We start from the raw sequence: 26,869 nt of genomic DNA, 5'->3' as shown, positions 1-26,869 counted from the left end.
AGCCGTGCGGGGCGCACGGATAGCATCGTGCCCGTTCGCCTACCGGGGGGTGCCGAGATCGCCAGCCACGATGACGCCAGTCCGCTCCAGCCGCTTGGCCCGCAGGACCCGCGCGACCAGGCCGGGTACCGGCTGCTCGCCCGGATCGGCGAGGGCGGCATGGGCACCGTCTACCTCTCCCACACGCGCGGCGGCCAGCCCGTCGCGCTGAAGGTGATCAGGCGCGAGTACGCGCAGGACGAGGAGTTCCGGCGGCGGTTCCAGCAGGAGGTGCTGGCCGCGCGGCGGGTGCAGGGCTTCCACGTGGTGCCGGTCGTCGACCACGACACCACCGGCGGCCAGCCGTGGCTGGCCACCACGTACGTGCCCGGGATGCCGCTGGACGAGGCGCTGGCCCGGCACGGCCCGCTGCCCCTGCCCGCGGTGCTGCAACTCGTGGGCTGCACCGCCGAGGCGCTGCGCGCGGTGCACGCCGGCGGCGTCATCCACCGCGACCTGAAGCCCAGCAACATCCTGCTGGCGGCGAACGGGCCGTGGGTGATCGACTTCGGCATCGCGCGTGCCGCGGACTCCACGCAGATCACCCGCAGCGGCGGGCTCATCGGCACCCCGCAGTTCATGTCGCCGGAGCACGCCAACGGGCTCGACCTGACGCCGGCCAGCGACCTGTTCTCGCTGGGCCTGATCGCGGCCGTCGCGGCCACCGGCCGCCACCCGTACGGGACGGCCGGGGCGATCACCCTCGCCACGAAGATCGCCAACACCGCGATACGGCCGCCGGACCTGTCCGGCTACCCCGACGCGCTGCGCCCGCTGCTCGAACGCTGCCTGACCGCGGAACCGGCCGACCGCCCCTCCCCCGCGCAGCTCGCGGAACTGTGCGAGCAGGCGGCGGGGCGGCCGCTGCGGGAGTTCACCGGCTGGCTTCCGGCGGCCGTGGCCGCGGACATCGCCGTGCGCGAGGCGGCCGCGGCGGCGCCTCCGGAACCGGAGGGCGCGGACGGGACGGCGGCGACGGCCGGGCGGACCGGCCAGGTGGCGGGCCCGACGGTGCCGGACGTGCCGCCCACGGTCCCGGCGCCGCCGGACCGGCCACCTTCGGTGGGCGGAGCGGGCGCGGCGAGTGCGGGGGCCGCGGGAGCGGCAGCGGGTGCGGCGGGAGCGGCAGCCGGGGGCGGGGGTGCGGCCGGGGCGCCGCCGGCCCGTCCGCCCGTGGTGCCGCCCGCGGCGTCCCCGGGGACACCGCAGGGGTACGGGACCGGGCCGTCGCAGGCGTACGGGCCGGGGACGTCCTTCCAGGCGTATCCGCCCGGGCCCGCGGAGCACACGGGGTACACGGGTCCCCAGGACCCGAGTGCCCCGCCGCCGGCCGGCTGGAGCGGGCAGACGGGCCGGCCCGGACAGCCGGAACCGCCCGGTCACGACACCGCCGCTCCGAACGGCACGGCAGGTCCGAACGGCACGGCCCGCAAGGTCCTCGTCGTCGGCGGCATGGTCATCGCACTGGTGCTGGCCGTGACCCTGACCTGGGCGCTCGCCCGCCAGGGCGGCAGCAGCGGCTCGGGCGCGGACGGGCGCGACGCCGCGAGCGGCGGCACCGGCACGGCGTCCGGGCCGCGCACGACGCACCCCCCCACGCAGGCGCCTGCCACCACCGGCACGGGTGTGCCGGCCGGGGACGCGCCGACCACCCCGGCGACGCCCACCGCCACCGGCGATCCACAACTCCTCTTCCAGAACCGCAAGTTCGTGCTGCGCCCGCCTGCCTGGAACAGCGGCACGCACGTCGACCTCGACCACGCCACCGCCGCCCCCAACGCGGAGATCGGCGACACGGACGGCTACGAGATCGAGTACCAGGACTGGGGCGACAGCTCGATGCGCTTCCTGTCCACGTTCGGCAAGTCGGACGGCACGACCTACGAGGCGTGCCGCGAGGGCGTCGGCGCGGACGCGCTGCCCGGCACCATCTCGAAGGACGACCTGGACAAGGACACGTACTTCACCAAGGGCTCGGTGCTGTGCACGGTCACGACCGACGGCAACCTGGCCATGCTGCAGATCACCGGCGAGACCAAGCCCGACGACAGCGGGAGCGGAAGCGGGATGCCCGGCTACACCGCGCTGCTGACGGTGTGGCGGATGCCGGGCGGCGAGACGCCGTCCCCGGGCTCCGGCTGACCGCTCCGCCCGCCCGCGCGTGACCCGCATGACCCGCTCAGGCGAAGGGGGCGGGCCGCACACCGTACGGTGTGCGGCCCGCCCCCTTCGCTTCTCACGCGGCGCGTGCCTTGCTCAGCGGTGCGTGCGCAGCAGCGTGCGGAACGTCCGCATCGCCACCGACAGGCTCGCCAGGTCGAACTCTTCCGCGCCCTGGATCTCCTCCAGGGTCGTGCGGGCCCGGCCGACCAGCCCGGAGTTCAGCTCCTCCCACGCCTGGTAGCGCTGCTCGGGGCTCGCCCCGGGCTTCCCGGCGCCCAGCACGTCGGCGGTGAGCGCCGCGTGCGCCGCGAACAGGTCCTCGCGGATCGCCGCGCGGGCCATCGACTGCCACCGGTCGTCGCGCGGCAGCTGGATGATCCGGTCGAGCAGCTGGGTGATCTGCAGCCGGTCCGCCAGGTCGTAGTAGACCTCGGCGACGTCCAGCGGAGTGGTGCCGGCGCGGTGGGCGACGTCGACGACGTCGAGGATCGGGAACGCCGCCGAGAAGCCCGACACCTGCGTGGCCAGCTCCTCCGGGACCCCCGCCCCGGTCAGCTCGTCGTGCACCGACTGGTACCACTCCAGGTCCGCGCCCCGCAGCAGCTTCGGCAGCTGGGCCCAGACCGTGGCGACGCCCTCCGAGAAGAACTCGATGGTCTCGCCGATCTGCAGCGGCTGCATGCGGTTGTTGAGCAGCCAGCGGGTGGCGCGCTCCACCAGCCGCCGGGCGTGCAGCCGGATGCGGGTCTGCACGTCGGCGGGCACCACGTTGTCGAGGGCCTCCACCTCGTCCCAGATCGGGCCGAGGCGGAAGATGGCGCGGGCGGCGGTGTGCGCCCGCACAATCTCGTCGGTGGTGGCGCCGATCTCCTCCTTGAACCGGTGCAGGAACGTGCTGCCGCCGCTGTTGATCGAGTCGTTGACCAGCACGGTCGTGACGATCTCGCGGTGCAGCGCGTGGGTGTCGATCGCCTCGGCGAAGCGCTCCCGCAGCGGCACCGGGAAGTAGGCGTGCAGCAGCGAGCGCAGGTACGGGTCGTCGGGCAGGTCGGTCTCGATCAGCTCGGCGGCGACGGTGATCTTGGCGTAGGCGAGGATCACCGCCATCTCGGGCTGCGTGAGGCCCTGCCCCGCGGCGAACCGCTCGCGGATCTGCCGGTCGCTGGGCAGGAACTCCAGCCCCCGGTCCAGCTTGCCCTCGCGCACCAGCCGGCGGATGAACCGCTGGTGGGCGTGGAGCAGGCTGGGCGCCTGCGCCATGCTGTTGGCCAGCGCCACGTTCTGCGCGTAGTTGTTGCGCAGCACCAGGTCGCCGACCTCGTGGGTCATCTCCGCGAGGAGGGTGTTGCGCTGCTTGGTGGTCATGTCGCCGTCGGCGACCACGCTGTTGAGCAGGATCTTGATGTTGACCTCGTGGTCGGAGGCGTCCACACCGGCGCTGTTGTCGATCGCGTCGGTGTTGATCCGGCCGCCGGTGCCGTCGGGGCCGCCGGACCGCGCGAACTCGATCCGCCCGAGCTGCGTGAAGCCCAGGTTGCCGCCCTCGCCGACCACCTTGACCCGCAACTGCGACCCGTCGATGCGGATCGCGTCGTTGGCCTTGTCGCCGACGTCGGTGTGCGACTCGCTCGACGCCTTCACGTACGTGCCGATGCCGCCGTTCCACAGCAGGTCCACGGGGGCCTGCAGGATCGCCTTCATCAGCTCGGCGGGGGTGATCTTCGGCGCGGTGGACTCGATGCCGAGGGCCGCGCGGATCTGCGAGTTGATCGGGATGGCCTTGGCGGAGCGCGGGAAGACGCCGCCGCCGGAGGAGATCAGCGAGGTGTCGTAGTCCGCCCACGAGGAGCGCGGCAGCTCGAAGATCCGGCGGCGCTCGGCGTACGAGGTGGCCGCGTCGGGGTGCGGGTCGATGAAGATGTGCCGGTGGTCGAAGGCGGCCACCAGCCGGATGTGCTCCGACAGCAGCATGCCGTTGCCGAACACGTCGCCGGACATGTCGCCGATGCCGACGACGGTGAAGTCCTCTTCCTGCGTGTTGTGGCCCGTCTCGCGGAAGTGCCGCTTGACCGACTCCCACGCGCCGGACGACGTGATGGCCATCTTCTTGTGGTCGTAGCCCACCGAGCCGCCGGAGGCGAACGCGTCGCCGAGCCAGAACCCGTAGGAGACGGCGACCTCGTTGGCGATGTCGGAGAACGACGCGGTGCCCTTGTCCGCGGCGACCACCAGGTAGGTGTCGTCCTCGTCGTGCCGGACCACGTCCTTGGGCGGGACGACCTCCCCGGCCACCAGGTTGTCGGTGATGTCCAGCAGGCCGGAGATGAAGGTCTTGTACGAGGCGATGCCCTCGGCCAGCCACGCGTCGCGGTCCGCGGCCGGGTCGGGCAGCCGCTTGCCGACGAAGCCGCCCTTGGCGCCGACCGGCACGATGACGGTGTTCTTCACCATCTGTGCCTTGACCAGGCCGAGCACCTCGGTGCGGAAGTCCTCACGGCGGTCGGACCAGCGCAGGCCGCCTCGGGCGACCTTGCCGAACCGCAGGTGCACGCCCTCGACGCGCGGCGAGTACACCCAGATCTCGTACGCCGGGCGGGGCGCCGGCAGGTCCGGGATCGCCTGCGGGTCGAACTTCATCGACAGGTAGGCGTGCGGCCGGCCTTCGTCGTTGCGCTGGAAGAAGTTGGTGCGCAGCGTCGCCTTGATCAGGGTGAGGAACGACCGCAGGATGCGGTCCTCGTCGAGGCTCGCGACCTGGTCGAGGGCGCCACCCAGCTCCTCCAGGATGCCGTCGGTCAGCTCGCTGCCGGCCCGCTGGTGGTCCGGGGACAGCCGCGCCTGGAACAGGTTGACCAGCAGCCGCGTGGTGTGGACGTTGTTGCGGAGGGTGTCCTCCATGTAGTCCTGGCTGAAGGTGGAGCCGGCCTGCCGCAGGTACTTGGCGTAGGCGCGCAGCACCATCGCCTGCCGCCAGTCCAGACCGGCGCGCAGGACCAGGGAGTTGAAGCCGTCGTTCTCCGCGCGGTCGGTCCAGGTGGCGGCGAAGGCCTCCTGGAAGCGCTCGCGGGCGTCGTCCCCGAGGTCGCCGAGCGCCGGGTCCAGGCGCAGGCCGAAGTCGTACACCCAGGCGCGTGTGTTGTCGGTGCGGCGCAGCTCGTAGGGGCGCTCGTCGACCACCTCGACGCCCAGGCGCTGCAGCACCGGCAGCACCGCGGACAGCGACACGGGCGCGCCCGTGCGGTAGATCTTGAACCGGCGCTCCTCGGGCGAGGCGCCGACGGGCTCGTAGAGGCTGAGCGTGAAGTCGTCGGGGCCCAGGCTCTCGATGTGCTGGAGGTCGGCGACGGCGGCGCGCGGCGAGAAGTCGGAACGGTAGCCGTCGGGGAACGCCTCGGCGTAGCGGCGGGTCAGCTCCGCGGCACGCTCCTCGCCGCACTCGGCGGTCAGCGCCTCGATGAAGCCGTCCGTCCACGAACGGGTGGCCTCCGACAGCCGGCCCTCGATCCGCTCCACGTCGGCGTCGGTGATCACCGGCAGCGGGGTGCCGGGGTCGACCCGGATCACGAAGTGCAGCCGGGACAGCACCGACTCGGTGTTCCAGGCGGTGAAGTCGGCGCTGTGGCCGCCCAGTTCCTCCTGGAGGATGTTCGTCAGACGCAGCCGCACCGCGGTGGTGTAGCGGTCACGCGGCAGGTAGACCAGCGCGGAGAAGTAGCGCCCGTACTCGTCCTGCCGGAGGTAGAGCCGCAGCTTGCGGCGCTCCTGGAGGTACAGCACGCTCGTGACGATGGCGCGCAGCTGGTCGACGGGCGTCTGGAACAGCTCGTCGCGCGGGTAGGTCTCGAGGATCTGCAGCAGGTCGCGGCCGTCGTGGCTGTCCGGGGAGAAGCCGGCGCCGTCGAGCACCTCCTCGACCTTGCGGCGGATGACCGGCACCCGGCGCACCGACTCGGTGTAGGCGGCGGAGGAGAACAGGCCGAGGAAGCGGCGCTCCCCGATCACATTGCCCTCGGCGTCGAACTTCTTGACGCCCACGTAGTCCAGGTACGACGGGCGGTGCACGGTGGAGCGGCTGTTGGCCTTGGTGAGGATCAGCAGCTTGTGCTCGCGCGCCTTGGCCCGGGAGTCCGGCGACAGCCTGCTGAACGAGGGCGAGTTGGGGTGCCCCGGGTGGGTGCTGTCGGCGTCGGGGTGCACTGGGTCGGAACGCAGGATGCCCAGGCCGGTGCCGGGGACGGCCACCAGCACGTCCTCGTCGCCGTCGGTGCCGGGCTCGGTGATCAGCTCGTACTCGCGGTAGCCGAGGAAGGTGAAGTGGTCCTCCGACAGCCAGCGCATCAGCTCCCACGCCTCGCCGGTCTCCTGCTTCGCCAGCGGCGGCGGGGTGGCGGCCAGCTCGTCGGCGATGGACAGCGCGGCCTGGCGCATCTTCGCCCAGTCCTCGACGGACTCGCGCACGTCGGAGAGGACGCGCCGCAGGTCGGAGCTGATCTCCTTGAGGTCCGCGCGGTCCGTCTCGCGGTCGATCTCCACGTGGATCCAGGACTCGACGAACACGTCGTGCGGCAGCTGCTCCTCGTCGGGGCCGCACGCCGCGGTCCCGATGACCTCCAGCAGCTTGCCCGCGACGTCGCGGCGGACCTGGATCTGCGGGTGGACGACGACGTGGATGGCACGGTTCGCCTGGGTGAGGGCGCTGGTGACCGAGTCGACGAGGAACGGCATGTCGTCGGTGACGACCTCCACCACGGTGTGAGTGCTCTGCCAGCCGTTCTCCTCGACCGTCGGGGTGTGCACCCGGACGTTCGCGGTGCCCTGGGGGCGGTTCTCCGCGAGGCGGTAGTGCGAGACCGCGGCCCCGAAGACGTCGACCGGATCGCGGTCCACCATGTCCTCGGGAGCGGTGTGCAGGTAGTAGCACTTGAGGAACGCGGTCAGCGCCTCTGTGTCGAGGCCCTGGCCGGGAAGTCCCCCCGCCGGGCTGTTCTCACCGACCCGCGCTGCCCGCTCCAGCAGCTCGGCTTTGGCTTCGTCCAGCTTGGTCTGCATGTCCTCTGACTCCTGTCGCGCGCCATTGCGTGACGTCGGGTGATGGCACGACGTACCGCGACGCGGGGTTTCCGCTACGGGACGACGCTATGCCGGAAAAGGGGTTCGTCGCGCCCTTAAGCACGCATTCGCCCCGGGTGCACGGATCAACAGTGATCACGCCAGCAAGGCTATCGCTCCGGCCGGGGTGCCTGTCATGCGCCGACTTCGTACAAATGCACCGCACCCGTTTGGCCCGATTGGACAGAAAGCCCTGTCCCCGGGGCTCAGCCGGATATGCGTTCGGCCTGGTGGACGGCTTCGGCCAGGGAGTCGACGACGGGGACGCCGGCGGCCTCCAGCGCGGCCCTGCTGTGGGAGCCGCCGGTGTACAGGACGGCGTGCGCGCCCACGTGGGCGGCCGCCAGCGCGTCGTCGAGCGCGTCCCCGATGACCACCACCGAGCGGGGGTCGGCGATGCCGAGCGCCTGGACGTGGCGGGCCATCTGCGCGGCCTTGCCGGCGGTGGAGGAGTCGGTGCGGCCGTCGACCCGCTGGAAGTGCCCGCTGATGCCGTGGGAGGCGACGATCGGCAGCAGCCTGTCGTGCGGCGCGAGCGAGCACAGGGACTGGGTGGCCCCGGCCGCGGCGCGGGCCGCCAGCAGCTCCGCGGCGCCGTCCGCGAGCCCGCACGACTCGGCGAGCGTCCAGTAGTGCCGGTGGAACGAGGCGTCCATGACCTGCCACTCCTCGTCGGTGGGCAGCCGCCCGATGAGCCGCTCGTAGAACCGGGGCACCGGGACGCAGTACATCTCGCGGTACCGCTGAAGAGTGATCGGCGGCAGACCGATCTCGCCGAAGGAGGCGTTGGTGGCTTCGACCACCGCGTCGATGTCGTGGAAGAGGGTGCCGTTCCAGTCCCACACCAGGTGCGCGTTCACATCCCGAAAAATACCCGGCCGCGGCGACAGCCCGTCCCGAGCCTGTGGATAACTCGCCACGGCGGCCCCAGCGTGCCCCGCAGCGGGTCGCGCCCGCGGCGAAACGCGCAGGTCAGCCGATGAGGTTGGGGATCTCCTGGGTCGCGTACCAGAGCAGTTCGTGGTCCTCGGCCCCGTCGACGGTGAACTGCGCGTCGTCGTCCCCGGCGTCGGCCGCGCCGAGCGCCTCCGCCGCGGCCCGCACGTCCCGTTCCGCGTCCGCGGCGTCGACGTGCACCGCGGCCGCCTCACCGAGCGGGATCTCGCCGGCGAGCCGGACCTGGCCGAGCGTGCCGGGGTCCAGGCCGCGGTCCGGGTCGTGCCGCACCGCCGTGTCGGCCACGTCGACCGCGACCACCACGCGCCGCCGCGGGACGTCCGGGTGCAGGGCCAGATGGCGCAGCGAGGCCTGCGCGGCACGCGTCAACGCCGCGTACTCCAGCTCCTCGATGTCGTCGGAGACGTACCACTCGCGCAGGGCCGGTGTCACGGCGAAGGCGTCCAGCGGCGCGGGGCCCATGCTGCCTGCCTTGTGGGCCTCGGCGAGCGCCGCGAGGGTGGTGGGAATGTAGACGCGCATGGCGTGAAGCATACGTGCGCCACCACGCTGATAGGTGAATCTCGCGGCGCCCCGCGGCAGCGCTGCCGGTGCTTGCCCGAGCCCGCCGCGGCCCCCTACAACCGGCCTGGCAACCCGGAAATGATCTTTGGGGGTCACCGTGCACGAGACCACGACACCACCGCGGCCCCGGCCGCAGCCCCGCCCTGCCCCGGGCCCTCCCGAGGGTCCCGCTCCGGCGGGTCCCGCGGGCCGCAGGCCCACCCGCACCGGCCCGCCGGGCCGGCGCGACACCCGGCGCCCCGGCGCCCGCCCGGGGGCCGCCGTACGCCCCTCACCACGGCCCCTGCCGCCCCACGTGTGGTTCGCCGGGAGGCTGCTGGACGTACTGACCGGGCGGCAGCCGCTGACGTGCCTGGCGGGCCGTGTGCGGGACGAGGCGTACCAGCGGCTGTGGGAGCTGCACGCGGCCCGCGAGGACTGGCGGCGGCAGGTCCGCGGCCGTACCCCGTACGTGTACCGCTGCCGGTTCTTCCGGACCGCGGGCGGCGCGCTCGAAGTGACCGCGGTGGTCGCGCTGGACCAGGACGTCTTCCGCGCGCTGGCCTTCCGCCTGGAGCCGGGCGACGCCGAGTCCGGGCCGGGCTACGGGCGCCTTCGCTGGCGCTGCACGCAGGTGGCGGCCCGGTGAGGCCGCGGGCCGCCGCATGCCGCGGCCACGTGCCGCGGGCCGGGCCGGACAGGACGCGCGGGCCGGACGGGACGCGCGACGGCCCGGGGCCGGGCCGTCGTGGCCCGGCCCCGGGCCGGTGTGCGGAAGGCGGCTGCCGGGTGGCAGCCCGCGGTCACTTCTTGCGGCGGCGGCCGCCCTTGGCGGCGCGGCGGCGCTCGGCGCGGGTCAGCCCGTCGCCCTCGTCCTCCCCGGCCTCGGCGCCGGCACCGGCGAACTCGCCCTGCACCACGCCGCCTTCGCCGTCCACCGTCGGCGCGGAGAACTGCAGCCGGTCCGCCCGCTTGGGCTGGTCCAGGCCCTTGGCGCGGATCTCCGGACGCTCCTTGACCAGCGACGGCGGGGCGTCGTGGATGTCGGTGCCGGCGGCCACGGGGACCTCCTCGACCTGCTGCTCGACCTGGACCTCCAGGTTGAACAGGTAGCCGACCGACTCCTCCTTGATGCCGTCCATCATGGCCGTGAACATGTCGAAGCCCTCGCGCTGGTACTCGACCAGCGGGTCGCGCTGCGCCATGGCGCGCAGGCCGATGCCCTCCTGGAGGTAGTCCATCTCGTAGAGGTGCTCGCGCCACTTGCGGTCCAGCACCGACAGGACCACGCGCCGCTCCAGCTCGCGCATGATCTCCTCGGTGAGCTGCTTCTCGCGCGCCGCGTACTGCTCGCTGATGTCGTCCCGGACCGACTCGCTGATGAACTCGGCGGTGATGCCGGCCCGGTCGCCCGCGGCCTCCTCCAGCTCGTCGATGGTGACCGTGAGCGGGTAGAGCTGCCGGAAGGCGCCCCACAGCCGGTCCAGGTCCCAGTCCTCGGCGAAGCCCTCGCGGGTCTCCGCGTCGATGTACGCCTCGATGGTGTCGTCCATGAAGTGCTGCACCTGCTCGCGCAGGTCCTCGCCCTCCAGCACGCGGCGGCGCTCGCCGTAGATGACCTCGCGCTGCCGGTTGAGCACCTCGTCGTACTTCAGGACGTTCTTGCGGATCTCGAAGTTCTGCTGCTCGACCTGCGACTGCGCGGAGGCGATGGCGCGGGTGACCATCTTGTTCTCGATCGGGACGTCGTCCGGCACGTTGGCCATGGACATCACGCGCTCCACCATCTGCGCCTTGAACAGGCGCATCAGGTCGTCGCCCAGCGACAGGTAGAAGCGGGACTCGCCCGGGTCGCCCTGACGGCCGGAACGGCCGCGCAGCTGGTTGTCGATCCGGCGGGACTCGTGGCGCTCGGTGCCCAGCACGTACAGGCCGCCGAGGTCCTTGACCTCTTCGAACTCGGCCTTGACGGCGGCCTCGGCGCGCTCCAGCGCCTCCGGCAGCGCCTGCGCCCACTCCTCGACGTGCTCGACCGGGTCCAGGCCGCGCTGCCGCAGCTCCGCCTCGGCCAGGTCGTCGGGGTTGCCGCCGAGCTTGATGTCGGTACCGCGGCCGGCCATGTTGGTGGCGACGGTGACGGCGCCCTTGCGGCCGGCCTGCGCGACGATCGTCGCCTCACGGTCGTGCTGCTTGGCGTTGAGCACCTCGTGCGGGATGCCGCGCTTGGACAGCTGCGCCGACAGGTACTCGGACTTCTCGACGGAGACCGTGCCGACCAGGACCGGCTGGCCCTTCTCGTGCTTCTCGACGATGTCCTCGACGACGGCGGCGAACTTCGCCTCCTCCGTGCGGTAGATCAGGTCGGCGCGGTCGAGGCGGGCCACGTCGCGGTGCGTCGGGATCGGGACGACGCCGAGCTTGTAGATCTGGTGGAACTCCGCGGCCTCGGTCATCGCCGTACCGGTCATGCCGCAGAGCTTGTCGTAGAGGCGGAAGAAGTTCTGCAGGGTGATCGTCGCGAGCGTCTGGTTCTCGTCCTTGATGTCCACCCCTTCCTTCGCCTCGATCGCCTGGTGCATGCCCTCGTTGTAGCGGCGGCCCGCGAGGATACGGCCGGTGTGCTCGTCGACGATCATGACCTCGCCGTCCATGACGACGTAGTCCTTGTCGTTCTTGTAGAGCTCCTTGGCCTTGATCGCGTTGTTCAGGTAGCCGACCAGCGGGGTGTTGACCGACTCGTAGAGGTTGTCGATGCCCAGCCAGTCCTCGACCTTGGAGACGCCCGGCTCGTGGATCGCGACGGTGCGCTTCTTCTCGTCGACGTCGTAGTCGCCGGTCTCCTCCTTGCCGATGCCGCCGGCCTCACCGCGGTTCAGGCGCTTCACCAGACGGGCGAAGTCGCTGTACCACTTGGTGGCCTGGTCGGCCGGGCCGGAGATGATCAGCGGGGTACGGGCCTCGTCCACCAGGATCGAGTCGACCTCGTCGACGATCGCGAAGTTGTGGCCGCGCTGTACCAGCTCGTCCTTCGACCAGGCCATGTTGTCCCGGAGGTAGTCGAAGCCGAACTCGTTGTTGGTGCCGTAGGTGATGTCGCAGGCGTACTGCTCGCGGCGCTCGGCCGGCGTCATGTTGGCGAGGATGCAGCCGACCTCCAGGCCGAGGAAGCGGTGCACCCGGCCCATCCACTCCGAGTCGCGCTCGGCGAGGTAGTCGTTGACGGTGATCAGGTGCACGCCCTTGCCGGAGATGGCGTTGAGGTACGCGGGCAGCGTGCCGACCAGGGTCTTGCCCTCGCCGGTGCGCATCTCGGCGACGTAGCCCAGGTGCAGCGCGGCACCGCCCATGAGCTGGACGTCGTAGTGGCGCTGGCCCAGGACCCGCTTGGCGGCCTCGCGGACGGTGGCGAACGCCTCGGGCAGCAGGTCGTCGAGGGACTCGCCTTCCGCGTACCGCTCCTTGTACTCGTCGGTGAGGGCCCTCAGCTCGGCATCGGAGAGGTTGACGAAGTCCTCTTCGATGGAATTGACCTGGTCCGCGATGCGGTGCAGCTTGCGCAGGATCTTGCCTTCACCTGCACGCATGATCTTGCTGATGACGGACACGTAGGCTGGCTCCTTGCCGGTCGGGCCTGGCGCGGCTTCCGCGCTGGGCACAGCGGGGTGACGTCTAGTCCCGCTGCAACGGCCATCGTAAGCGAGGACACCATCGCCCCGGGAGGCCCGGCGGCGGCAAAACGGTTTTCCGCCCGTACGCGGGCTCGGCGATACTCCCGCCATGGAGCCGACGACCCTCACCACGGACCGACTTGTGCTGCGCCCCCTGGAGTCCGGGGACATCGACGCGGTGCTCGCCGCTTGCCAGGACCCTGACATTCCGCGCTGGACGTCGGTTCCCTCTCCGTACACGCGCGACCACGCCGCGCACTTCGTCGAGCGGATCTCCGCGGACGGCTGGCGCGAGGACTCGCTGTACAACTTCGGGGTCTTCACGCGCGACGGCGGCGCCCTCGTCGGCTCGATGGGCCTGGTCCGCCTGGAACTGCTCGCGGCCCCCACCCTTCAGGCCGAGCTCGGCTACTGGACCGCCAAGGAGCAGCGCGGCCGCGGCTACACCGTGGAGGCGGCCCGCGCGGTGTGCGCCTGGGCCTTCGAGGTCCTCGGCGTGGAGCGCCTGGAATGGTACGCCGAGGCCGGCAACGAGGGCTCGCGCGCGGTGGCCGTCAGGACCGGCTTCGTGATGGAGGGCACCATGCGCGCCAAGATCGTCCAGCAGGGCACCCGGCGGGACACCTGGTACGGCTCCCTGCTGCCGTCCGACTGGGGCCGCGAGACCGCCACGCCCTACCTCCCGCACCCTGCCTGACGGGTGTCCGCGCAGGTCAGCGGCGTCGGCGGGGGTATGTCAGTGGCCGGTCCTAGGCTGGCGGGCATGACGCTCGTGCCGCCGCCCCAGCTGTCCCTGTCCGCCGACGAAGCCCGCAGGATCGTCCTGAGGGCGCAGGGATTCCTCGGCGCTCCCGACCGGCGCGCGGGCACCCGCGGGGTGCTGCGGACGCTGGGCGCGGTGCAGCTCGACACCATCTCGGTGCTGGCCAGGTCGCACGAGCTGATCCCCTACGCGCGGCTCGGCGCGGTCGGGCGGGAGGCGGTGGAGGGCGCGTACTGGAGCGGCAACCACGCTTTCGAGTACTGGTCGCACGCCGCGTGCATCCTGCCGATCGAGGAGTGGCCGCACTTCGCGTTCCGGCGGCGGGCCCGCCGGGCGCGCGGCCACCGCTGGCACGTCCTGGCGGACGCCGAGCGCTCCATCGCCGCGGTGCTCGACCAGCTGAAGGCGCGCGGCCCCCTGACGTCGACGCAGCTCGGCGGCGCGAAGAACGGCGGACCGTGGTGGGACTGGTCGGAGACCAAGATCGCGGTCGAGTGGCTGCTGGACACCGGCGACGTGGTCTGCACCGAGCGCCGCGGCTGGAAGCGGGTCTACGACCTGGCCGAGCGGGCCGTGCCCGACGGGCTGCTGCACGACGACATCGACGACCGGGAGTGCATGCGCCGGCTGGTCGCACAGGCCGGCGCCGCGATGGGCGTGGCCACCCGCGCGGACCTCGCGGACTACCACCGGCTCAAGGGCGAGCAGGTGGCGGCGGTGATCGAGGACACCGGTCTGGTGCCGGTGGACGTGGCGGGCTGGGGCAAGCCGGCCTGGGCGGACCCGGCGGCGCTGACGGGCGAGCCGCGCGGACGGCACCGCACCACGCTGCTGTCCCCGTTCGACTCGCTGATCTGGGACCGGCCGCGCACCGAGCGGATCTTCGGCTTCACCCACCGGCTGGAGGCGTACACGCCGAAGGAGAAGCGTGTCCACGGCTACTTCGCGATGCCGCTGCTGGCCGGCGGCCGGCTGGTCGGCCGGATCGACCCGGCGCGCGAGGGCCGGACGCTGGTGGCCCGGCAGGTGTCCCTGAACGGCCCGAAGGCGGTGCAGCCGGCGGCCGACGCCCTAGCGGAGGCGGCCGGCTGGGTCGGCTGCGACGAGGTCCGGGTCGAGCGGGTGCAGCCGGAGACGCTGCGCGACCCGCTGGTGGCCGCGGTCAAGCGCACCCACGACCCGCGCTAGGCCTTCCCGCCCCGGGCCCGCGCTGGAACCTGCCGCCCCCGGCTCCGGATCCAGCCCCCGGGCCCGACCCCCGGCCCGGGCGGTCCTGCCTCAGCGGATCTCGAGGATCTTCTCGCGCATCGCGTAGACGACCGCTTCCATCCTGGAGTGCAGCTGGAGCTTCTCCAGGATGTTGCGGACGTGGTTCTTCACCGTGTTCTCGCTGATGAACAGCTCTTTCGCGATGTCCCGGTTGTTCATGCCGGTGGCGACGAGCTTGAGCACCTCGAGTTCCCGGTCGGTGAGCTTGGGCGCGGGCAGCAGCCGCCGCTCGTCGGTGCGCTGGATCATCGACTTGAACTCGGTCAGCAGCTTGGACGCCATCGACGGGCTGATCTGCGACTGGCCGTCGGCGACCGCGCGGATCGCGGTGGCCACCTCGTCCGTGGAGATCTCCTTGAGCAGGTAGCCCGTGGCCCCGGCCTTGATGGCCTCGTAGAGGTCGGCTTCCTCGTCGCTTATGGTCAGCATGATGATCTTGGCGCTGGGCGCGACCTCCTTGATGGAGGTGCACGCCTCGATGCCGCCGCGGCGCGGCATGCGCACGTCCATCAGCACGATGTCGGGCAGCAGGTCGGCCGCCTTCTCCACCGCCTCCGCGCCGTCCCCCGCCTCGCCGATGACCTGGATGTCCTCCTCCTGCGCGAGCACGATCTCCAGGCCGCGGCGGAACAGGGCGTGGTCGTCCACCACGAGCACCCTGATGGGTTCGGCGGGGGTCGGTCCCAGCGGTCCGCCGTACGGGACCGGGTCCTGCTCGCCGGCGACCCCGGGTTCGAAGTCCGGCATCAGATCCTCCCCCTCAGACCAGAGTTGGCCACTGGCCCAGCATTTCACGTCAACGCGCGCTGGTGCCCCCAGAGCCGAAGCCCGGGGGCACCATCCGCCGTCTTTCCGCCGATCGGGGTCAGCGGTGCAACGCACCGCCGGCGCCTGCCGGTTCCTCCACCGCCGTCTCGTCCGCGTTCAGGTGGATCACGCCGTAGTCATAGCCGTGCCGCCGGTAGACCACGCTCGGCTGCTTGGTGTCGCTGTCCACGAAGAGGTAGAAATCGTGCCCGACCAGCTCCATCTCGTACAGCGCCTGGTCGAGCGCCATCGGTGCTGCCACATGGGTCTTCTCCCGCACCACGAGCGGGCCTTCACCGTGCACCTCGAGCGAGCCGATCTTCGTGGTGGGCACGCTCTCCTCGGGATGGTCGGCGACGAGCGTCCCGTCGCCGTTCATCCGCGCGGCGCCGGGCACCGCTGCCCCCACGTCCGACGCCGGGATACGCGCGGCGCCACGGCGCCGGTGCCGCTTGTCGGCCGCCTTGCGCAGGATCGCCTCCAGCTTGGTGACCGCGACGTCCAGCGCTGCGTACGGGTCGGCCGCGGAGGCCTCCGCGCGAACCACGGGACCGCGGGTGTTCAGCGTGATCTCCACCCGGTCGCAGCGGTCGGCCTGCCGGGGGTTGAGCTCCTTGGACACCTCGACGTCGAGGCTGATCACCTTGCCGTCGAGCTTCTGGATCTTGTCCAGTTTCTCGGCCACGTGCTTGCGGAACCTCTCGGGCACCTCGGTCTTGCGGCCCTTGACGACGATGTCCACGCAGAACTCCGTTCCCGGATCACCCCAGTGGCCGGGGCGATCCCTTTCCTGAAGGCCGGGCCGGGCACGTGTCCCGTCCGGCGCTGCGTTAGCTGCCGCTTCACCGCCCCAGGGCTTCCGGGTGCCGCGAAGCTGCGGCTTTCACCTCCTTCTGCCCCATGGGGAAGATCAACACCCCCGGTGTTGCCTTCCCTCTTCCCCGAACATAGTCCCGGAGTGTGGATGTCGGCATCCCCAGCGACGTCATACCTCCGTTCGGATGAAACGCCCCTCTCCCTACCTGCTGCGATGGGCATCCGGGTGGACTTCCGGGTCCCTCGGGCCCGCCACCACCGCCGCCCCGACCACCCGCCCACCTGCTACGGCGACGGCCTGGGCAGCCACGGTCAGTGACGAACCCGTGGTCATCAGATCGTCCACCAGGATGACGGGAGCGGTCCGGAGGAGACGTCCGGTGCCGCCGGCGGCCACGGACATGGCTCCCGACAGGTTCGCCAGGCGCCCGGCGCCGCCCAGCGCGGTCTGGTCGGCCACCGGGCGCAGCAGCCGCAGCGCGCCGGCCGCCCGAGCCGCCATGCCGTACCGCCGCAGTTCCAGGGAGGCGGCCCTGGCCATGCGTGCGGTCGCGTCGTGGCCGCGCTGCGCCACCGCGCGCCGGGCCGAGGGCACCGGCACCAGCAGCACCGGCCCGGGCGCGCCCATCCGGCGCACCGCCCCGGCCAGGGCCGTGCCCAGCGGCCGCGCCAGGCCCAGCGCACCCCGCTCCTTGTGCGCCAGGACCACCGCCCGCACCTCGTCGCCGTACCTGCCGGCGGCCCACACCGGTGGCAGCCCGTGCGGTTCCGGCGCCGGCCGCACCCGCCGCGCCGAGGCCGCCCCGCCCAGCAACCTCTGGCACCGCTCGCACAGTTCGGTACGCGGACGTCCGCAGCCCGCGCAGTCCACCGGCAGGACCAGCCCGGTGATCTCCTGCCACCAGCCCCGCATGAGTCCACTGTGCTCGCGGACGGCAAGCGCCCGCCAGTCACCCGTTCGAGGCTGTGGACAACCCGTGTCACGTCCCTGCCAGGGCACGCACCCCGCGGAGTGCCGAGCCTTCCACCGCGCCCTCCCGCGGGACTGGACTGCAGCGCCATCCCCCGCGCCGCCGCGCGGCGCGTCTCCGCAGCTCAGCCGGGGTAGACCGGGCTGAAGCCCTTCGGCGTGATCTGCTTCCAGTTGGTGTCCGCGGGCAGCAGGTAGACGCTGCCGTTGTAGGCCGCCAGGAGCGGCCGGCTCTGGTCCTCCGACGCCGCCACCGAAGCGGCCTCGCTGACGCCCTGCAGCGCCGAGACCGCCGAACCGTCGGTGCTCATGTACTCGATCTGCTGCACCCCGGACTGGTTGGCGAGCACCACCAGGCGACTGGCACCGGCCCACGCCACCGAGGTGACGTCGTCCTCGGCCGGCAGCGTCCGCAGCCCCGTCACGGAGAACGTCGGATGGGCGGGCGTGCCCCCGCGCTGGATCCTGCCCACCTGCAGCTGCATTCCTCCGCGCTGATCGACGATCAGCGCGATCCGCACGCCGTCCGACGCGACCTTCAGCGACTCCACGCGCCCCGTCAGATCCGGCACGGTCACCGGCACGACGAGCCCCCGGCCGTCCACGACCACCTTCAGCTGCGACGGCACGTTGGTGCGGTCGGCCACCCACAGATCACCGAGCCCGTCCCAACTCGGCTGGCTCAGGCCGTTCTTGGGATCGGTGGCCTTGCTCGTCAGCACGGGGGCCGGCAGGGCGCCGGAGCCCTGCAGCGGGGCGACGACCAGCTGCCGCCCGTTGGACCGCACCCCGGCGGCGGCCTGCTCGTCACGCCGGACGGCGACCGACTCCAGGTCGGCCTTGTCCCCGCCGAACGGCCCGGACACCGGCACGCCCTGCAGCTGCGTCGACGCCGTGGCGTCCCCGGCCAGCTCCATCAGGCGGCTCGACGTGTCCGACTTGGTGTCGGACTTGATGTAGTACTGGCGGGTCGTCGACCCGACCAGGTTCGCCGGCCCGTACGCCTCGGCCTGCGAACTGGGCAGTTGGCAGGCGCTCGTGCCGTCCGCGTGCAGGATCTCCGCGGCGGACAGTTTCGCCGACGCCTGCGCCTGCACGGTCGCGAAGAGCTGCGCGGCCAGCTGCACACACCGCTGCCCGCCGAGGCGGTCCGCCTTGTGGTCCAGGCGCACCGTCAGACGCTGCGAGTCGTCGAGGGAGACGCCCTGGTCTGGGCCCGTGCCGTCCAGCCGCGCCCCGGCGGGGGCCGCGGTCTTCACCACCGGCGCCAGCCAGTCGGTGGGGCCGTCCAGCAGCGCCGTCACCGTCGACACCAGCGAGTCCGTCTGGTTGCGCAGGTAGACCGGGTCGGCCACCAGCGTCTGGTTGGCGCCCCCGCCACTGGGCCCGTCGGGGCCGAGGTCGGCGAAGTAGTACATGTTCACGGAGTGGTATATCCGCTGGAAGTCCGACTCGGACAGCGCCAGCCCGTTCGGCAGTCCGTCGATGCGCCACTCGCCGCCCTGCGCCACGAGGCTGAACGTCGCCTGGAAGCCGTCCTTGCCCGACGGCTCCTGGGCGGGCTGATAGCCGTGCTTGGTGTCCACCGCGGCGACGCGTGTGCTGGTCACCGTGACCGTCGAGAGCCCGTCCGCGTGGCCGGCGCCGACGGTCTCGGTCGGCTGTGCCAGGCCCGACACGATGGTGATCCGGCCGGACGGGTCCCAGCCGTCGACCGCGTGCTTGGTGAGGTACTTCTTCGCCGTCGAGAAGTTCGACTCACCGCTCGTCGTCGCCTCCAGGAAGCCGCTGACGATCTCTTCGGGCGTCTCCCCGGAGTGCGGCGGGATGCCGAAGACCCGCACCTGCGAGTCGGCGTCGGCCCGCTGGCCGTCCCCGACCTTGCGCACCTCTCCGCCACTGGGCATCGACGCGCAGCCCGCGACCAGCAGGGTCACGCCCAGCGGCATCAGGCCCTGCAGCAGCCGCCGCCGGCCCCCCATCGCACCCATCAGATGTCGTCCTCCCGCGCCGCTCCCTTGTGTCCCACCACGCGCGCGCCGCTGCCCGGCAGCGCCGCCGGGTCCGCGGCGGGCCGCGGCGGCCCGGCCGGCATCGGCGGGATCGCCGGCATCGGCGTGCCGCTGGCCAGGATGTCCCGCGCGGCCGTCCCGTTGTGCCCGCCGTCGGCGCCGCCGGTGCGCGGCACCGGGACCGTCGCCTGCGAGCCGTTCCTGCCGGGCAGCCCCGAGGTGGCCAGGCCGCGGTTGCGCCGCGAGTCCTCGGGCTCCAGCGGGATCGGCGAACCGCGGAGGCTGTCGCCGGCGGTCCGGGGCAGCGTCATGCGGAACTGCGAGCCGCCGCCGGGCTCACCCCACGCCTGCAGCCAGCCGCCGTGCAGGCGGGCGTCCTCCACCGCGATGGACAGGCCCAGGCCCGTGCCACCGGTGGTGCGCGCCCGTGCCGGGTCGGCCCGCCAGAAGCGGTTGAACACCCGCGTCGCCTCGCCGGGCTTGAGCCCGACACCGTAGTCGCGCACGGCGACCGCGACGGCACCGTCGGCCGTCGCCAGGCGGACCACGACGTCACGGCCATCGCCGTGCTCGATCGCGTTGACCAGCAGGTTGCGCAGCACCCGCTCGACGCGGCGCGGATCGGCCTCCGCTATCACCGGCTGGCCGTCGCCGCGGATGACGACGCGGCTGCCCTTGCGCTCCGACAGCGGCTCGGCGCCGTCCACCACGCGCCGCACCACCTCGCGCAGGTCTATCGGCTCCGCGGCCAGCTCCGCCGCGCCCGCGTCGAACCTGCTGATCTCCAGCAGGTCCGAGAGCAGCGACTCGAACCGGTCCAGCTGGTTCTGCAGCAGCTCCGCGGACCGCGCCGTCACCGGGTCGAAGTCCTCGCGTCCGTCGTGGATGACGTCCGCGGCCATCCGCACCGTGGTCAGCGGCGTCCGCAGCTCGTGCGAGACGTCCGAGACGAAACGGCGCTGCATCCGCGACAGGTCCTCCAGCTGCTGGATCTTGACCTGGAGGTTCTGCGCCATCTTGTTGAAGGACTCGCCGAGCCGCGCGATGTCGTCCTCGCCGGTGACCTGCATCCGTTCCTGCAGCCGTCCCGCGGCCAGCCGCTCGGCGATGCCGGCGGCCATCCGGACCGGCGTGACCACCTGCCGGGTGACGAGCCAGGCGATCGCGCCCAGCAGCACCACCACGAAGATGCCCGCGGTGGCCAGCGTGCCCTTGACCAGGCCGAGCGTCTTCTGCTCCTGATCGAAGGGGAAGAGGTAGTACAGCTGGTACGTCGTGCCGTTGATGTCCGTCAGCCGCTTGCCGACGGCCAGCGCCGGCTTCGGCGGGTTGCCGTCGTCGGTGTAGACCGTCGTGTACTGCTTGAGCGCGCCGGTGTGCGACTCCACCGCGTCGCTGAGCGAGTGCGGGATGCTCGCCTCCGGCAGGAGGCTCCCCGAGGCGCGCGGCCCGCGCGCGTTGACGCTGCCCTCGCCGAGCTGCTGGGCGTCGCCCGCGCCGGGACTCAGCGTCGCGATCCAGTACACGCCCTTGCCGCCGCTGGAGAACTGCTGCACCAGGTTGTTCAGCCAGGTGCCGGAGTCGACGGCGGTGCTCTGCGGGGTACCGGAACCGGACGCGCCACGGGACTGGCTGCCCTTGTCGGCCATGCTCTGGGCGATCGAGAACCCACTGACCGCCTGGTTCTCCGCGGCCTTCTCCTTCGCGTCGAGCAGGCCGTTCTTGACCTGCCCGATGACGACGAAGCCGAGCAGCAGCACCACACCGACCGACATCAGCAGGGTGAAAGCGACGACGCGCAGCTGAAGGTTCCGCCGCCACAGCCGCACCGCGGGCTGCAGCGGACGTCGTGCCCAGCGCACGCACGAGCGGATCACCGGCAGCAGTCCCTGCATGGGATCGGCCAGCCGGCTCTCCAGACGCTCACGCTCGTACGACGCGGCCATCTCAGCCGGGTCCGGCCTTGTAGCCGACACCTCGGACCGTCACGACGATCTCCGGACGCTCGGGGTCCTGCTCGACCTTCGAGCGCAGGCGCTGCACGTGCACGTTCACCAGACGGGTGTCCGCGGCATGGCGGTAGCCCCAGACCTGCTCCAGCAGGACCTCGCGCGTGAACACCTGCCACGGCTTGCGGGCCAGGGCCACGAGCAGGTCGAACTCCAGCGGTGTCAGCGCGATCGGCTGGCCCTCGCGCTTGACCGAGTGCCCGGCCACGTCGATGACGAGGTCGCCGATGGTCAGCTGCTCCGGCGTGGGCTCCTCCGCCCGCCGCAGCCGCGCACGCACCCGTGCGACCAGCTCCTTGGGCTTGAACGGCTTGATCACGTAGTCGTCGGCGCCTGATTCCAGGCCCACGACCACGTCCACCGTGTCGCTCTTCGCCGTGAGCATCACGATCGGCACGCCGGACTCCGCGCGGATCTGCCGGCATACGTCGATGCCGTCCCGTCCGGGCAGCATCAGGTCCAGCAGCACCAGATCGGGCTTGGCCTCGCGAAAAGCGGCCAGCGCCTTGTCACCGTCCGCGCAGAACGACGGCTCGAAACCCTCTCCGCGCAGCACGATGCCCAGCATCTCTGACAGCGCGGTGTCGTCGTCGACGACCAGGACACGTCCCTTCATACCGACCATCATCCCATTTGCATATCGGTTCCGGTGACCTTCCGTGATCGAGGTCACGGGACGGGGCCAATGTCCACGGTTGTCCGTGGTTGTCCAGGGCTTCCGGTGCCGCCGAATGTCAGCCAAGTCACGCTGCGGCGGCCCGCGACCCTAGATCATGCGCCAAGTATGTCGCGGTCACGCCCTCCGTGACACCCGTCCGACCCACCACGAGGCCGCGGGGGGCGGCGGACCGGCCCCCACGGAACCCCCTCACCGCCCGGCACCAGCCGCCACCACGGACGGTGTCCGGACGCGTACACGCTGCGGCCCGCAGTCCCGGCCGCCGTCGCCGGGTGCTGCCCGGGCGCTCGGTCGTCTCCTCGGGCGTAGGCCACACTGACCGCTGTGGACGAGCTGAGTCGCGCCGTCATCCTGATCTCCGTCAGCTACCTGAAGTCCGACGCCGTCCTGACGGCCGAGTTCGCCGACGCCTTCGGTACGGCCGCCGACGAGTGGCGGGCACGGGCTCGCGCCGTCCAGTCCGAGACGTTCACGGTCCCCGTCGACTGGGACGGCGGAGGGCTCGGCGAGCTGAGGGACGTCGTGAGGGCGGAGATCGCCCGGAGGCATCCGGAGCTGAGCGCGGAGGCCGCGGACGCGATCGCGGACTACTGGGCCTTCTGCAACCGCTGATCGCAAGCGGCCGCCCGGCGCCCGACCGCTGAGCGCCCGCGGCCGCTGAGCGCCCGCGACCTCCGAAGTCCCGAGAGGACGTCCCTCAGGAGGGGGCGAGGACGCAGAACTCGTGGCCCTCGGGGTCGGTGAGGCAGGTCCACGGCACGTCGCCCTGGCCGAGGTCGAGGTCGGCGGCGCCGAGCGTATGCAGCCGGGCCACCTCCGCCGCCTTGTCGTCGCCGGGGTACGGCAGCAGGTCGAGGTGGACGCGGTCCGGCACGGTCTTCTTGTCCGGCGTGCGGAGGAACTCCAGATACGGGCCGCCGCCGTGGGCGGAACGCAACGCCGCCTGATCGTCGTCCACCCGGTGCACGGTCCAGTCGGTGGCCTCGCCCCAGAACCGGGCCATCGCGCGCGGATCCGCGCAGTCGACCACCACCGCGGCGATCGGCCCCGTGTCCCGGTAGACCTCCCGGGGCTCCAGCACGCAGAACTCGTTGCCCTCCGGGTCCGCGAGGACCGTCCACGGCACGTCGCCCTGGCCGACGTCGGCGGGCGTCGCGCCCAGCACCCGGAGCCGCGCGACCAGTTCCGCCTGGTGAGCGGCGGAGGTCGTGGCGAGGTCGAGGTGGACACGGTTCTTCGTCGCCGTCTTGGCCTCCGGAACGGGAACGACGTCGACGCCGAGGACGACCGGGTCCGGCCACACCAGACGGCCGCCGGGCCCCACGTACGTGGTCGCACCCGCGGCGTAGGCGGTCCAGCCGAGCGCCTCCGCCCAGAACCGGCCGACCGCCGGACCGTCCACCGCCTTGATGTTCACCATTACGGGTCGCAGCGCCATGCCGGCGATCCTATGCACCCGCTCACGCCCGGGCCCCGAACGCGGGACGACGGCCGCAGCCGCGCGGGATCAGGCGGACGGCGTGACCGGGTGCCGCACGCCGAGCCACTGCTCCGCGCCGTAGTCCTCGAAGCGCTCGACCTCGGTGAACCCCAGCTTCTCGGCGACGCGCATCGAGGCGACGTTGGCGGTCTGGGTGGAGAGCACGACCGGCTCGCCGGGCCGCACGCGGGCCATCCAGCCGAGCGCCGCCGCGCACGCCTCGGACGCGTACCCGCGCCCCCAGGCCCGGGGCAGGAACAGGTAGCCGAGCTCGGTCTCCCCGCCCTCGGGCCGGATGTGCCCCAGCCGTTCGGGGTCGCGAGGGTCGAACGTGAGGACGCCGATCATCGATCCGTCCAGCTCGACCACCAGGACCCCGAAACGCTGCCCGGGCACGGGCGGCATCGTGCGCTCGACCTCCTCGCTCGAGCGGGAGCCACCGACGTAGGTGCCCACCTCCGGCGAGGAGAACAGCTCGACGAACGCCGCCCGGTCCCGGGGCTCGGACTCACGGAGCACGAGCCGCTCGGTCGTGATCGGGGCTGGGGGCCAGACGACGCTTCCGGGCTGAGTCATGCCGGGAACCCTACCCGGGCACGTCCAACACCCCCGTGGCTTCGCCCGAGTTCGGGGCCCCGCGCGAGGAGCGGCGCCAGGTCGCCCGACGCCCGCGCCCCACATTCGGGGGTTGGCGGCCCGAGACTCGGGGCCGCCATCGGATTGGCTACTTCTCGCGGAGTGCTGCGAGGGACTCGGCGGTGACCGGGGAGATCACCCCGTTCTCCGTCACGATCGCGGTGACGAGGTCCGGCGGGGTCACGTCGAACGCCGGGTTGTAGGCCTGCGCGCCCAGGGGGGACGGGGCCACGTCGGTGACCTCGGAGGCGGGGCGCTGCTCCACCTCGATGGAGGAGCCGTCGGGTGTCGCCAGGTCCACGGAAGTGACCGGCGCGACCACGAGGAACGGGACGCCGTGGTGTCGGGCCAGCACCGCCAGCGGATAGGTGCCCACCTTGTTCGCGACCGAGCCGTCCGCGGCGATCCGGTCCGCCCCGACCAGCACCGCGTCGACCTCGCCCGCGGCGAACAGCGAGCCGGCCGCGCTGTCCGCGAGCAGCGTGTAGGGCATCCCGGCCCGCGCGGCCTCGTACGCCGTCAGGCGCGAACCCTGGAACAGCGGCCGTGTCTCGTCCACCCACAACCGCCGCAGCTCACCGCTGCGGTGGACGGCCGACACCACCGCGAGCGCGGTCCCCTCGCCGCCCGACACGAGCGCCCCGGTATTGCAGTGCGTCAGGATCCGGTACCCGCCGCCGGGGACCAGCTCCGCCAGCAGCCGGGAGCCGTGGCCGGCCATCGCGGTGCTCGCCGCCGCGTCCTCGGCGTGCAGTGCCTTCGCCTCCGCCAGCGCCGCCGCCGGGCCGCGTTCGACTCCGGCCGCGCGGTACGCCGCTGCCGCCCGGCGCACTCCGTACCCCAGGTTCACCGCCGTCGGACGAGCCTGGGCCAGCAACTCGGCGGCCTCGTCGACGTCATAGCCGCGTGCGGCCGCAAGTGCCACGCCGTACGCGCCCGCCAGGCCGAGCACGGGGGCACCGCGGACGGCCAGCGACCGTATCGCCGCCACGAGCGCCTGGACGTCGGTGCACACCAACTCCGCCTCGTCGTGCGGAAGCCGGGTCTGGTCGAGCAGGACCAGGACGGGCCCCTCCGGGGGCTCCTCCCATCGCAGAGCGGGGACGACGCCGACGCCGTTCTGCGGCTGTACATCGGACTGTGCGAGGTGATCACCCATTCTCCCAGTCTGCCCTGACAGACCGGCTCCACGGCAGGCCGTGACACGATGGGCGGCCACACGGCACCGAGCAATACGAAGGGGCAGCCTCCATGACCACCACTCCGGGCGCGACGCCCGGATCCTCCGACTCCTCCGAGCCGGACAACGGCGACGGCCCCACGACGCCACCTCCGTCCACGTCCCCCACCGCCCCGGCCCCGGCCGCCACGGCCCCGCGCATCCCGGAGCCCAGCGCTCCCGCGGACTCCGCGCCGGCGGGCGACCAGCCGCAGGACGCGGGACCGCACGATGCGACCACGACGGACGAGCACACGGACGCCGAGCGATCGCACGACGCCGGCTCCGCGGACGAGCACACGGACGAGCACCACGCCGAGGGAACGTCCGGGCCGCAGGGTGCGGCGAGCCCGCCCGGATGGGCGCACCATCAGCCGCCGCCCGCCGCAGGTGGATGGGCCCGCTGGACGCCCCCGCCGGGCAGCCGGCCGAAGAACGTCCAGCCGCCGCGTCCGCCGCACCAGGGTGGCCCGCGCTGGGGACCCGCCGCGGGTGGACAGCCAGGCGGTCCCGCCAACGCGGGCGCGACCGGCACGCACAGCGGCTGGCAGCCCCACCAGGGCTGGGGGACACGGATTCCCGAAGCGAAGCCCGGTGTCGTCCCGTTGCGTCCGCTCGGGGCGGGGGAGATCCTCGGCGGCGCCATCGCGACGCTTCGGCTCCACTGGCCCAGGGTCATCGGCTACACCGCGGTGGTCGGCGCCGTCATCGAGGCCGCGAGCGCGCTCCTGCAGCACCGGTTCGAGAACACCAGCCGCCTGAACGACCTCGCGAACAACCCGCACGCCACCGCGAGCGACATCGCCCACGCCCTGGGCGGATCGATGCTCGCGTCCGGACTCACCCTGCTGGTCACGTTGTTCGGGTCCGTCATCGTCGCGGCCCTCATCGCCACCGTCGTCAGCCGCGCCGTCCTGGGTCGCCGGATCACGTCCGCCGAGCTGCGCGGCGACATCAGGTCGCGCCTGCCCCAACTTCTGGGGCTCGCCCTGCTGATGCCGCTGCTGCTGTGCCTGACCGTGGGCCTGGGCGCGCTGCCCGGCATCCTCATCGCGCTCCTCGGAGCCGACGGGACCGGTGCCGCACTCGGCATCCTGGGGGGCACCGCCGGCGCGGTCGTGATGATGTGGCTGTTCATCCAGCTGAGCCTGACGCCCGCCGTGTTGATGCTGGAGAAGCAGAGCGTCACCGAGGCGGTCAAGCGCTCGTGGAAGCTGGTGAGCGGCGCCTGGTGGCGCGTGCTGGGTGTCCAGCTGCTGGCCGTCCTCGTGGTCACCATCGCCACGTCGGTGGTCGAGCTGCCGTTCATACTCATCGGGGAGGCGGCGTCGGGCAACGACAGTTCGGGCTTGCTCGACTCCAGCGCTCCGCTCACGTGGACGTACCTCACGTACGTGGCTGTCGGTGGCACCATCGCCTCGGCGTTCACCCTTCCCATCACGGCCGGCACCACCACGCTGCTGTACCTGGACCAGCGCATCCGCCGTGAATCGCTGGACCTCGAACTCATCCGCGCCTCGCGCAACGGGTAAACGGATAACGGGGGCACGGGGGACGGGGAACGGGGGACGACGGGGGACAGGGGACGGGGGCAAGCCAAAAAAGCCCCCGCTCCTCGACCAAGTCGAGGAGCGGGGGCTTCTAATATTTGTTCGGCGGTGTCCTACTCTCCCACAGGGTCCCCCCTGCAGTACCATCGGCGCTGAAAGGCTTAGCTTCCGGGTTCGGAA

Annotated in this window: 19 protein-coding genes and 1 rRNA gene; 6 read left to right on the top strand and 14 right to left on the bottom strand. The window is 72.3% G+C overall.

Annotation, left to right across the window (positions count from 1 at the left end):
* Window positions 1–27: 27 nt before the first annotated feature.
* The gene (locus tag BMW99_RS08780; RefSeq protein WP_245791310.1) at window positions 28–2,181 is read left to right on the top strand and encodes a serine/threonine-protein kinase; all 2,154 of its coding nucleotides are present in this window, start codon (window positions 28–30) and stop codon (window positions 2,179–2,181) included.
* 114 nt (window positions 2,182–2,295) lie between these two features.
* On the opposite strand, the gene BMW99_RS08775 is transcribed toward BMW99_RS08780, so the two are convergent.
* The 3 genes from BMW99_RS08775 to BMW99_RS08765 form a co-directional block, all read right to left on the bottom strand.
* Window positions 2,296–7,251: an NAD-glutamate dehydrogenase gene (locus BMW99_RS08775; protein WP_069465451.1), complete on the bottom strand. Its 4,956-nt coding sequence runs from the start codon at window positions 7,249–7,251 to the stop codon at window positions 2,296–2,298.
* A 266-nt stretch (window positions 7,252–7,517) separates the two neighbouring features.
* Window positions 7,518–8,171, bottom strand: coding sequence for an HAD family hydrolase (locus BMW99_RS08770; RefSeq protein ID WP_075016567.1), 654 nt, complete (start codon window positions 8,169–8,171; stop codon window positions 7,518–7,520).
* A gap of 112 nt (window positions 8,172–8,283) precedes the next feature.
* Complete coding sequence (locus tag BMW99_RS08765) at window positions 8,284–8,790, bottom strand: DUF6912 family protein (protein WP_075016621.1); 507 nt, start codon at window positions 8,788–8,790, stop codon at window positions 8,284–8,286.
* A gap of 337 nt (window positions 8,791–9,127) precedes the next feature.
* On the opposite strand from BMW99_RS08765, the gene BMW99_RS08760 reads away from it, so the two are divergent.
* Window positions 9,128–9,460, top strand: coding sequence for an Rv3235 family protein (locus BMW99_RS08760; RefSeq protein ID WP_075016566.1), 333 nt, complete (start codon window positions 9,128–9,130; stop codon window positions 9,458–9,460).
* A 154-nt stretch (window positions 9,461–9,614) separates the two neighbouring features.
* On the opposite strand, the gene secA is transcribed toward BMW99_RS08760, so the two are convergent.
* Window positions 9,615–12,416 (bottom strand): preprotein translocase subunit SecA, encoded by a 2,802-nt coding sequence (gene secA, locus BMW99_RS08755; protein ID WP_069464501.1) that lies wholly within the window; start codon window positions 12,414–12,416, stop codon window positions 9,615–9,617.
* Between the two features lie 172 nt (window positions 12,417–12,588).
* On the opposite strand from secA, the gene BMW99_RS08750 reads away from it, so the two are divergent.
* Complete coding sequence (locus BMW99_RS08750; RefSeq protein WP_069464502.1) at window positions 12,589–13,176, top strand: GNAT family N-acetyltransferase; 588 nt, start codon at window positions 12,589–12,591, stop codon at window positions 13,174–13,176.
* A 36-nt stretch (window positions 13,177–13,212) separates the two neighbouring features.
* Entirely contained in the window at window positions 13,213–14,430 is a 1,218-nt protein-coding gene (locus BMW99_RS08745) for a winged helix-turn-helix domain-containing protein (protein WP_079175991.1), read from the top strand.
* 90 nt (window positions 14,431–14,520) lie between these two features.
* Here the strand turns inward: BMW99_RS08745 and BMW99_RS08740 are convergent, their stop codons facing one another.
* From BMW99_RS08740 to mtrA, 6 genes are all read right to left on the bottom strand, one after another.
* Window positions 14,521–15,258 (bottom strand): response regulator, encoded by a 738-nt coding sequence (locus BMW99_RS08740; protein WP_075016564.1) that lies wholly within the window; start codon window positions 15,256–15,258, stop codon window positions 14,521–14,523.
* Window positions 15,259–15,376: 118 nt separating this feature from the next.
* Entirely contained in the window at window positions 15,377–16,060 is a 684-nt protein-coding gene (gene hpf / locus BMW99_RS08735) for a ribosome hibernation-promoting factor, HPF/YfiA family (protein ID WP_069464152.1), read from the bottom strand.
* Window positions 16,061–16,336: 276 nt separating this feature from the next.
* A complete protein-coding gene (locus BMW99_RS08730) occupies window positions 16,337–17,047 on the bottom strand; it encodes a ComF family protein (protein ID WP_079138513.1) in 711 nt (236 codons plus the stop codon).
* 182 nt (window positions 17,048–17,229) lie between these two features.
* Complete coding sequence (locus tag BMW99_RS08725; protein WP_245791309.1) at window positions 17,230–19,095, bottom strand: LpqB family beta-propeller domain-containing protein; 1,866 nt, start codon at window positions 19,093–19,095, stop codon at window positions 17,230–17,232.
* The gene (gene mtrB / locus BMW99_RS08720; protein ID WP_075016563.1) at window positions 19,095–21,062 is read right to left on the bottom strand and encodes an MtrAB system histidine kinase MtrB; all 1,968 of its coding nucleotides are present in this window, start codon (window positions 21,060–21,062) and stop codon (window positions 19,095–19,097) included. The genes BMW99_RS08725 and mtrB overlap by 1 nt, the downstream gene beginning before the upstream one ends.
* Window position 21,063: 1 nt before the next feature.
* Window positions 21,064–21,753 (bottom strand): MtrAB system response regulator MtrA, encoded by a 690-nt coding sequence (mtrA, locus tag BMW99_RS08715; RefSeq protein WP_069466955.1) that lies wholly within the window; start codon window positions 21,751–21,753, stop codon window positions 21,064–21,066.
* A gap of 375 nt (window positions 21,754–22,128) precedes the next feature.
* On the opposite strand from mtrA, the gene BMW99_RS08710 reads away from it, so the two are divergent.
* Entirely contained in the window at window positions 22,129–22,416 is a 288-nt protein-coding gene (locus BMW99_RS08710) for a hypothetical protein (protein WP_069466956.1), read from the top strand.
* 85 nt (window positions 22,417–22,501) lie between these two features.
* Here BMW99_RS08710 and BMW99_RS08705 read toward each other — a convergent pair whose 3' ends face one another.
* The 3 genes from BMW99_RS08705 to mtnA all read right to left on the bottom strand — a co-directional run bounded on the left by BMW99_RS08705 (window position 22,502) and on the right by mtnA (window position 25,079).
* Window positions 22,502–23,242, bottom strand: coding sequence for a VOC family protein (locus tag BMW99_RS08705; protein ID WP_069466957.1), 741 nt, complete (start codon window positions 23,240–23,242; stop codon window positions 22,502–22,504).
* A 69-nt stretch (window positions 23,243–23,311) separates the two neighbouring features.
* Window positions 23,312–23,860 (bottom strand): GNAT family N-acetyltransferase, encoded by a 549-nt coding sequence (locus tag BMW99_RS08700; protein ID WP_069466958.1) that lies wholly within the window; start codon window positions 23,858–23,860, stop codon window positions 23,312–23,314.
* Between the two features lie 148 nt (window positions 23,861–24,008).
* Entirely contained in the window at window positions 24,009–25,079 is a 1,071-nt protein-coding gene (gene mtnA / locus BMW99_RS08695; RefSeq protein ID WP_075016562.1) for an S-methyl-5-thioribose-1-phosphate isomerase, read from the bottom strand.
* Window positions 25,080–25,171: 92 nt separating this feature from the next.
* Between mtnA and BMW99_RS08690 the strand changes: the two genes are divergently transcribed.
* Window positions 25,172–26,671 (top strand): glycerophosphoryl diester phosphodiesterase membrane domain-containing protein, encoded by a 1,500-nt coding sequence (locus tag BMW99_RS08690; RefSeq protein WP_075016561.1) that lies wholly within the window; start codon window positions 25,172–25,174, stop codon window positions 26,669–26,671.
* A 118-nt stretch (window positions 26,672–26,789) separates the two neighbouring features.
* Here BMW99_RS08690 and rrf read toward each other — a convergent pair.
* Window positions 26,790–26,869 (bottom strand): 5S ribosomal RNA (gene rrf, locus BMW99_RS08685); the annotation flags it as partial.

Source organism: Actinacidiphila rubida (assembly GCF_900110255.1).
GTDB lineage: Bacteria > Actinomycetota > Actinomycetes > Streptomycetales > Streptomycetaceae > Actinacidiphila > Actinacidiphila rubida.
Note: the sequence above shows the minus strand (reverse complement) of the source record. Positions and strands in the feature narration are given on the sequence as shown.

Coding starts and splice junctions, on each gene's coding strand:
- BMW99_RS08700 (WP_069466958.1), bottom strand. CDS start 23,860: ATGACTCAGCCCGGAAGCGTCGTCTGGCCCCCAGCCCCGATCACGACC.
- mtrA (WP_069466955.1), bottom strand. CDS start 21,753: ATGATGGTCGGTATGAAGGGACGTGTCCTGGTCGTCGACGACGACACC.
- BMW99_RS08775 (WP_069465451.1), bottom strand. CDS start 7,251: ATGCAGACCAAGCTGGACGAAGCCAAAGCCGAGCTGCTGGAGCGGGCA.
- BMW99_RS08745 (WP_079175991.1), top strand. CDS start 13,213: ATGTCAGTGGCCGGTCCTAGGCTGGCGGGCATGACGCTCGTGCCGCCG.
- BMW99_RS08740 (WP_075016564.1), bottom strand. CDS start 15,258: ATGCCGGACTTCGAACCCGGGGTCGCCGGCGAGCAGGACCCGGTCCCG.
- BMW99_RS08750 (WP_069464502.1), top strand. CDS start 12,589: ATGGAGCCGACGACCCTCACCACGGACCGACTTGTGCTGCGCCCCCTG.
- BMW99_RS08705 (WP_069466957.1), bottom strand. CDS start 23,242: ATGGCGCTGCGACCCGTAATGGTGAACATCAAGGCGGTGGACGGTCCG.
- BMW99_RS08725 (WP_245791309.1), bottom strand. CDS start 19,095: ATGGGTGCGATGGGGGGCCGGCGGCGGCTGCTGCAGGGCCTGATGCCG.
- BMW99_RS08730 (WP_079138513.1), bottom strand. CDS start 17,047: ATGCGGGGCTGGTGGCAGGAGATCACCGGGCTGGTCCTGCCGGTGGAC.
- BMW99_RS08690 (WP_075016561.1), top strand. CDS start 25,172: ATGACCACCACTCCGGGCGCGACGCCCGGATCCTCCGACTCCTCCGAG.
- mtrB (WP_075016563.1), bottom strand. CDS start 21,062: ATGGCCGCGTCGTACGAGCGTGAGCGTCTGGAGAGCCGGCTGGCCGAT.
- mtnA (WP_075016562.1), bottom strand. CDS start 25,079: ATGGGTGATCACCTCGCACAGTCCGATGTACAGCCGCAGAACGGCGTC.
- BMW99_RS08765 (WP_075016621.1), bottom strand. CDS start 8,790: ATGCGCGTCTACATTCCCACCACCCTCGCGGCGCTCGCCGAGGCCCAC.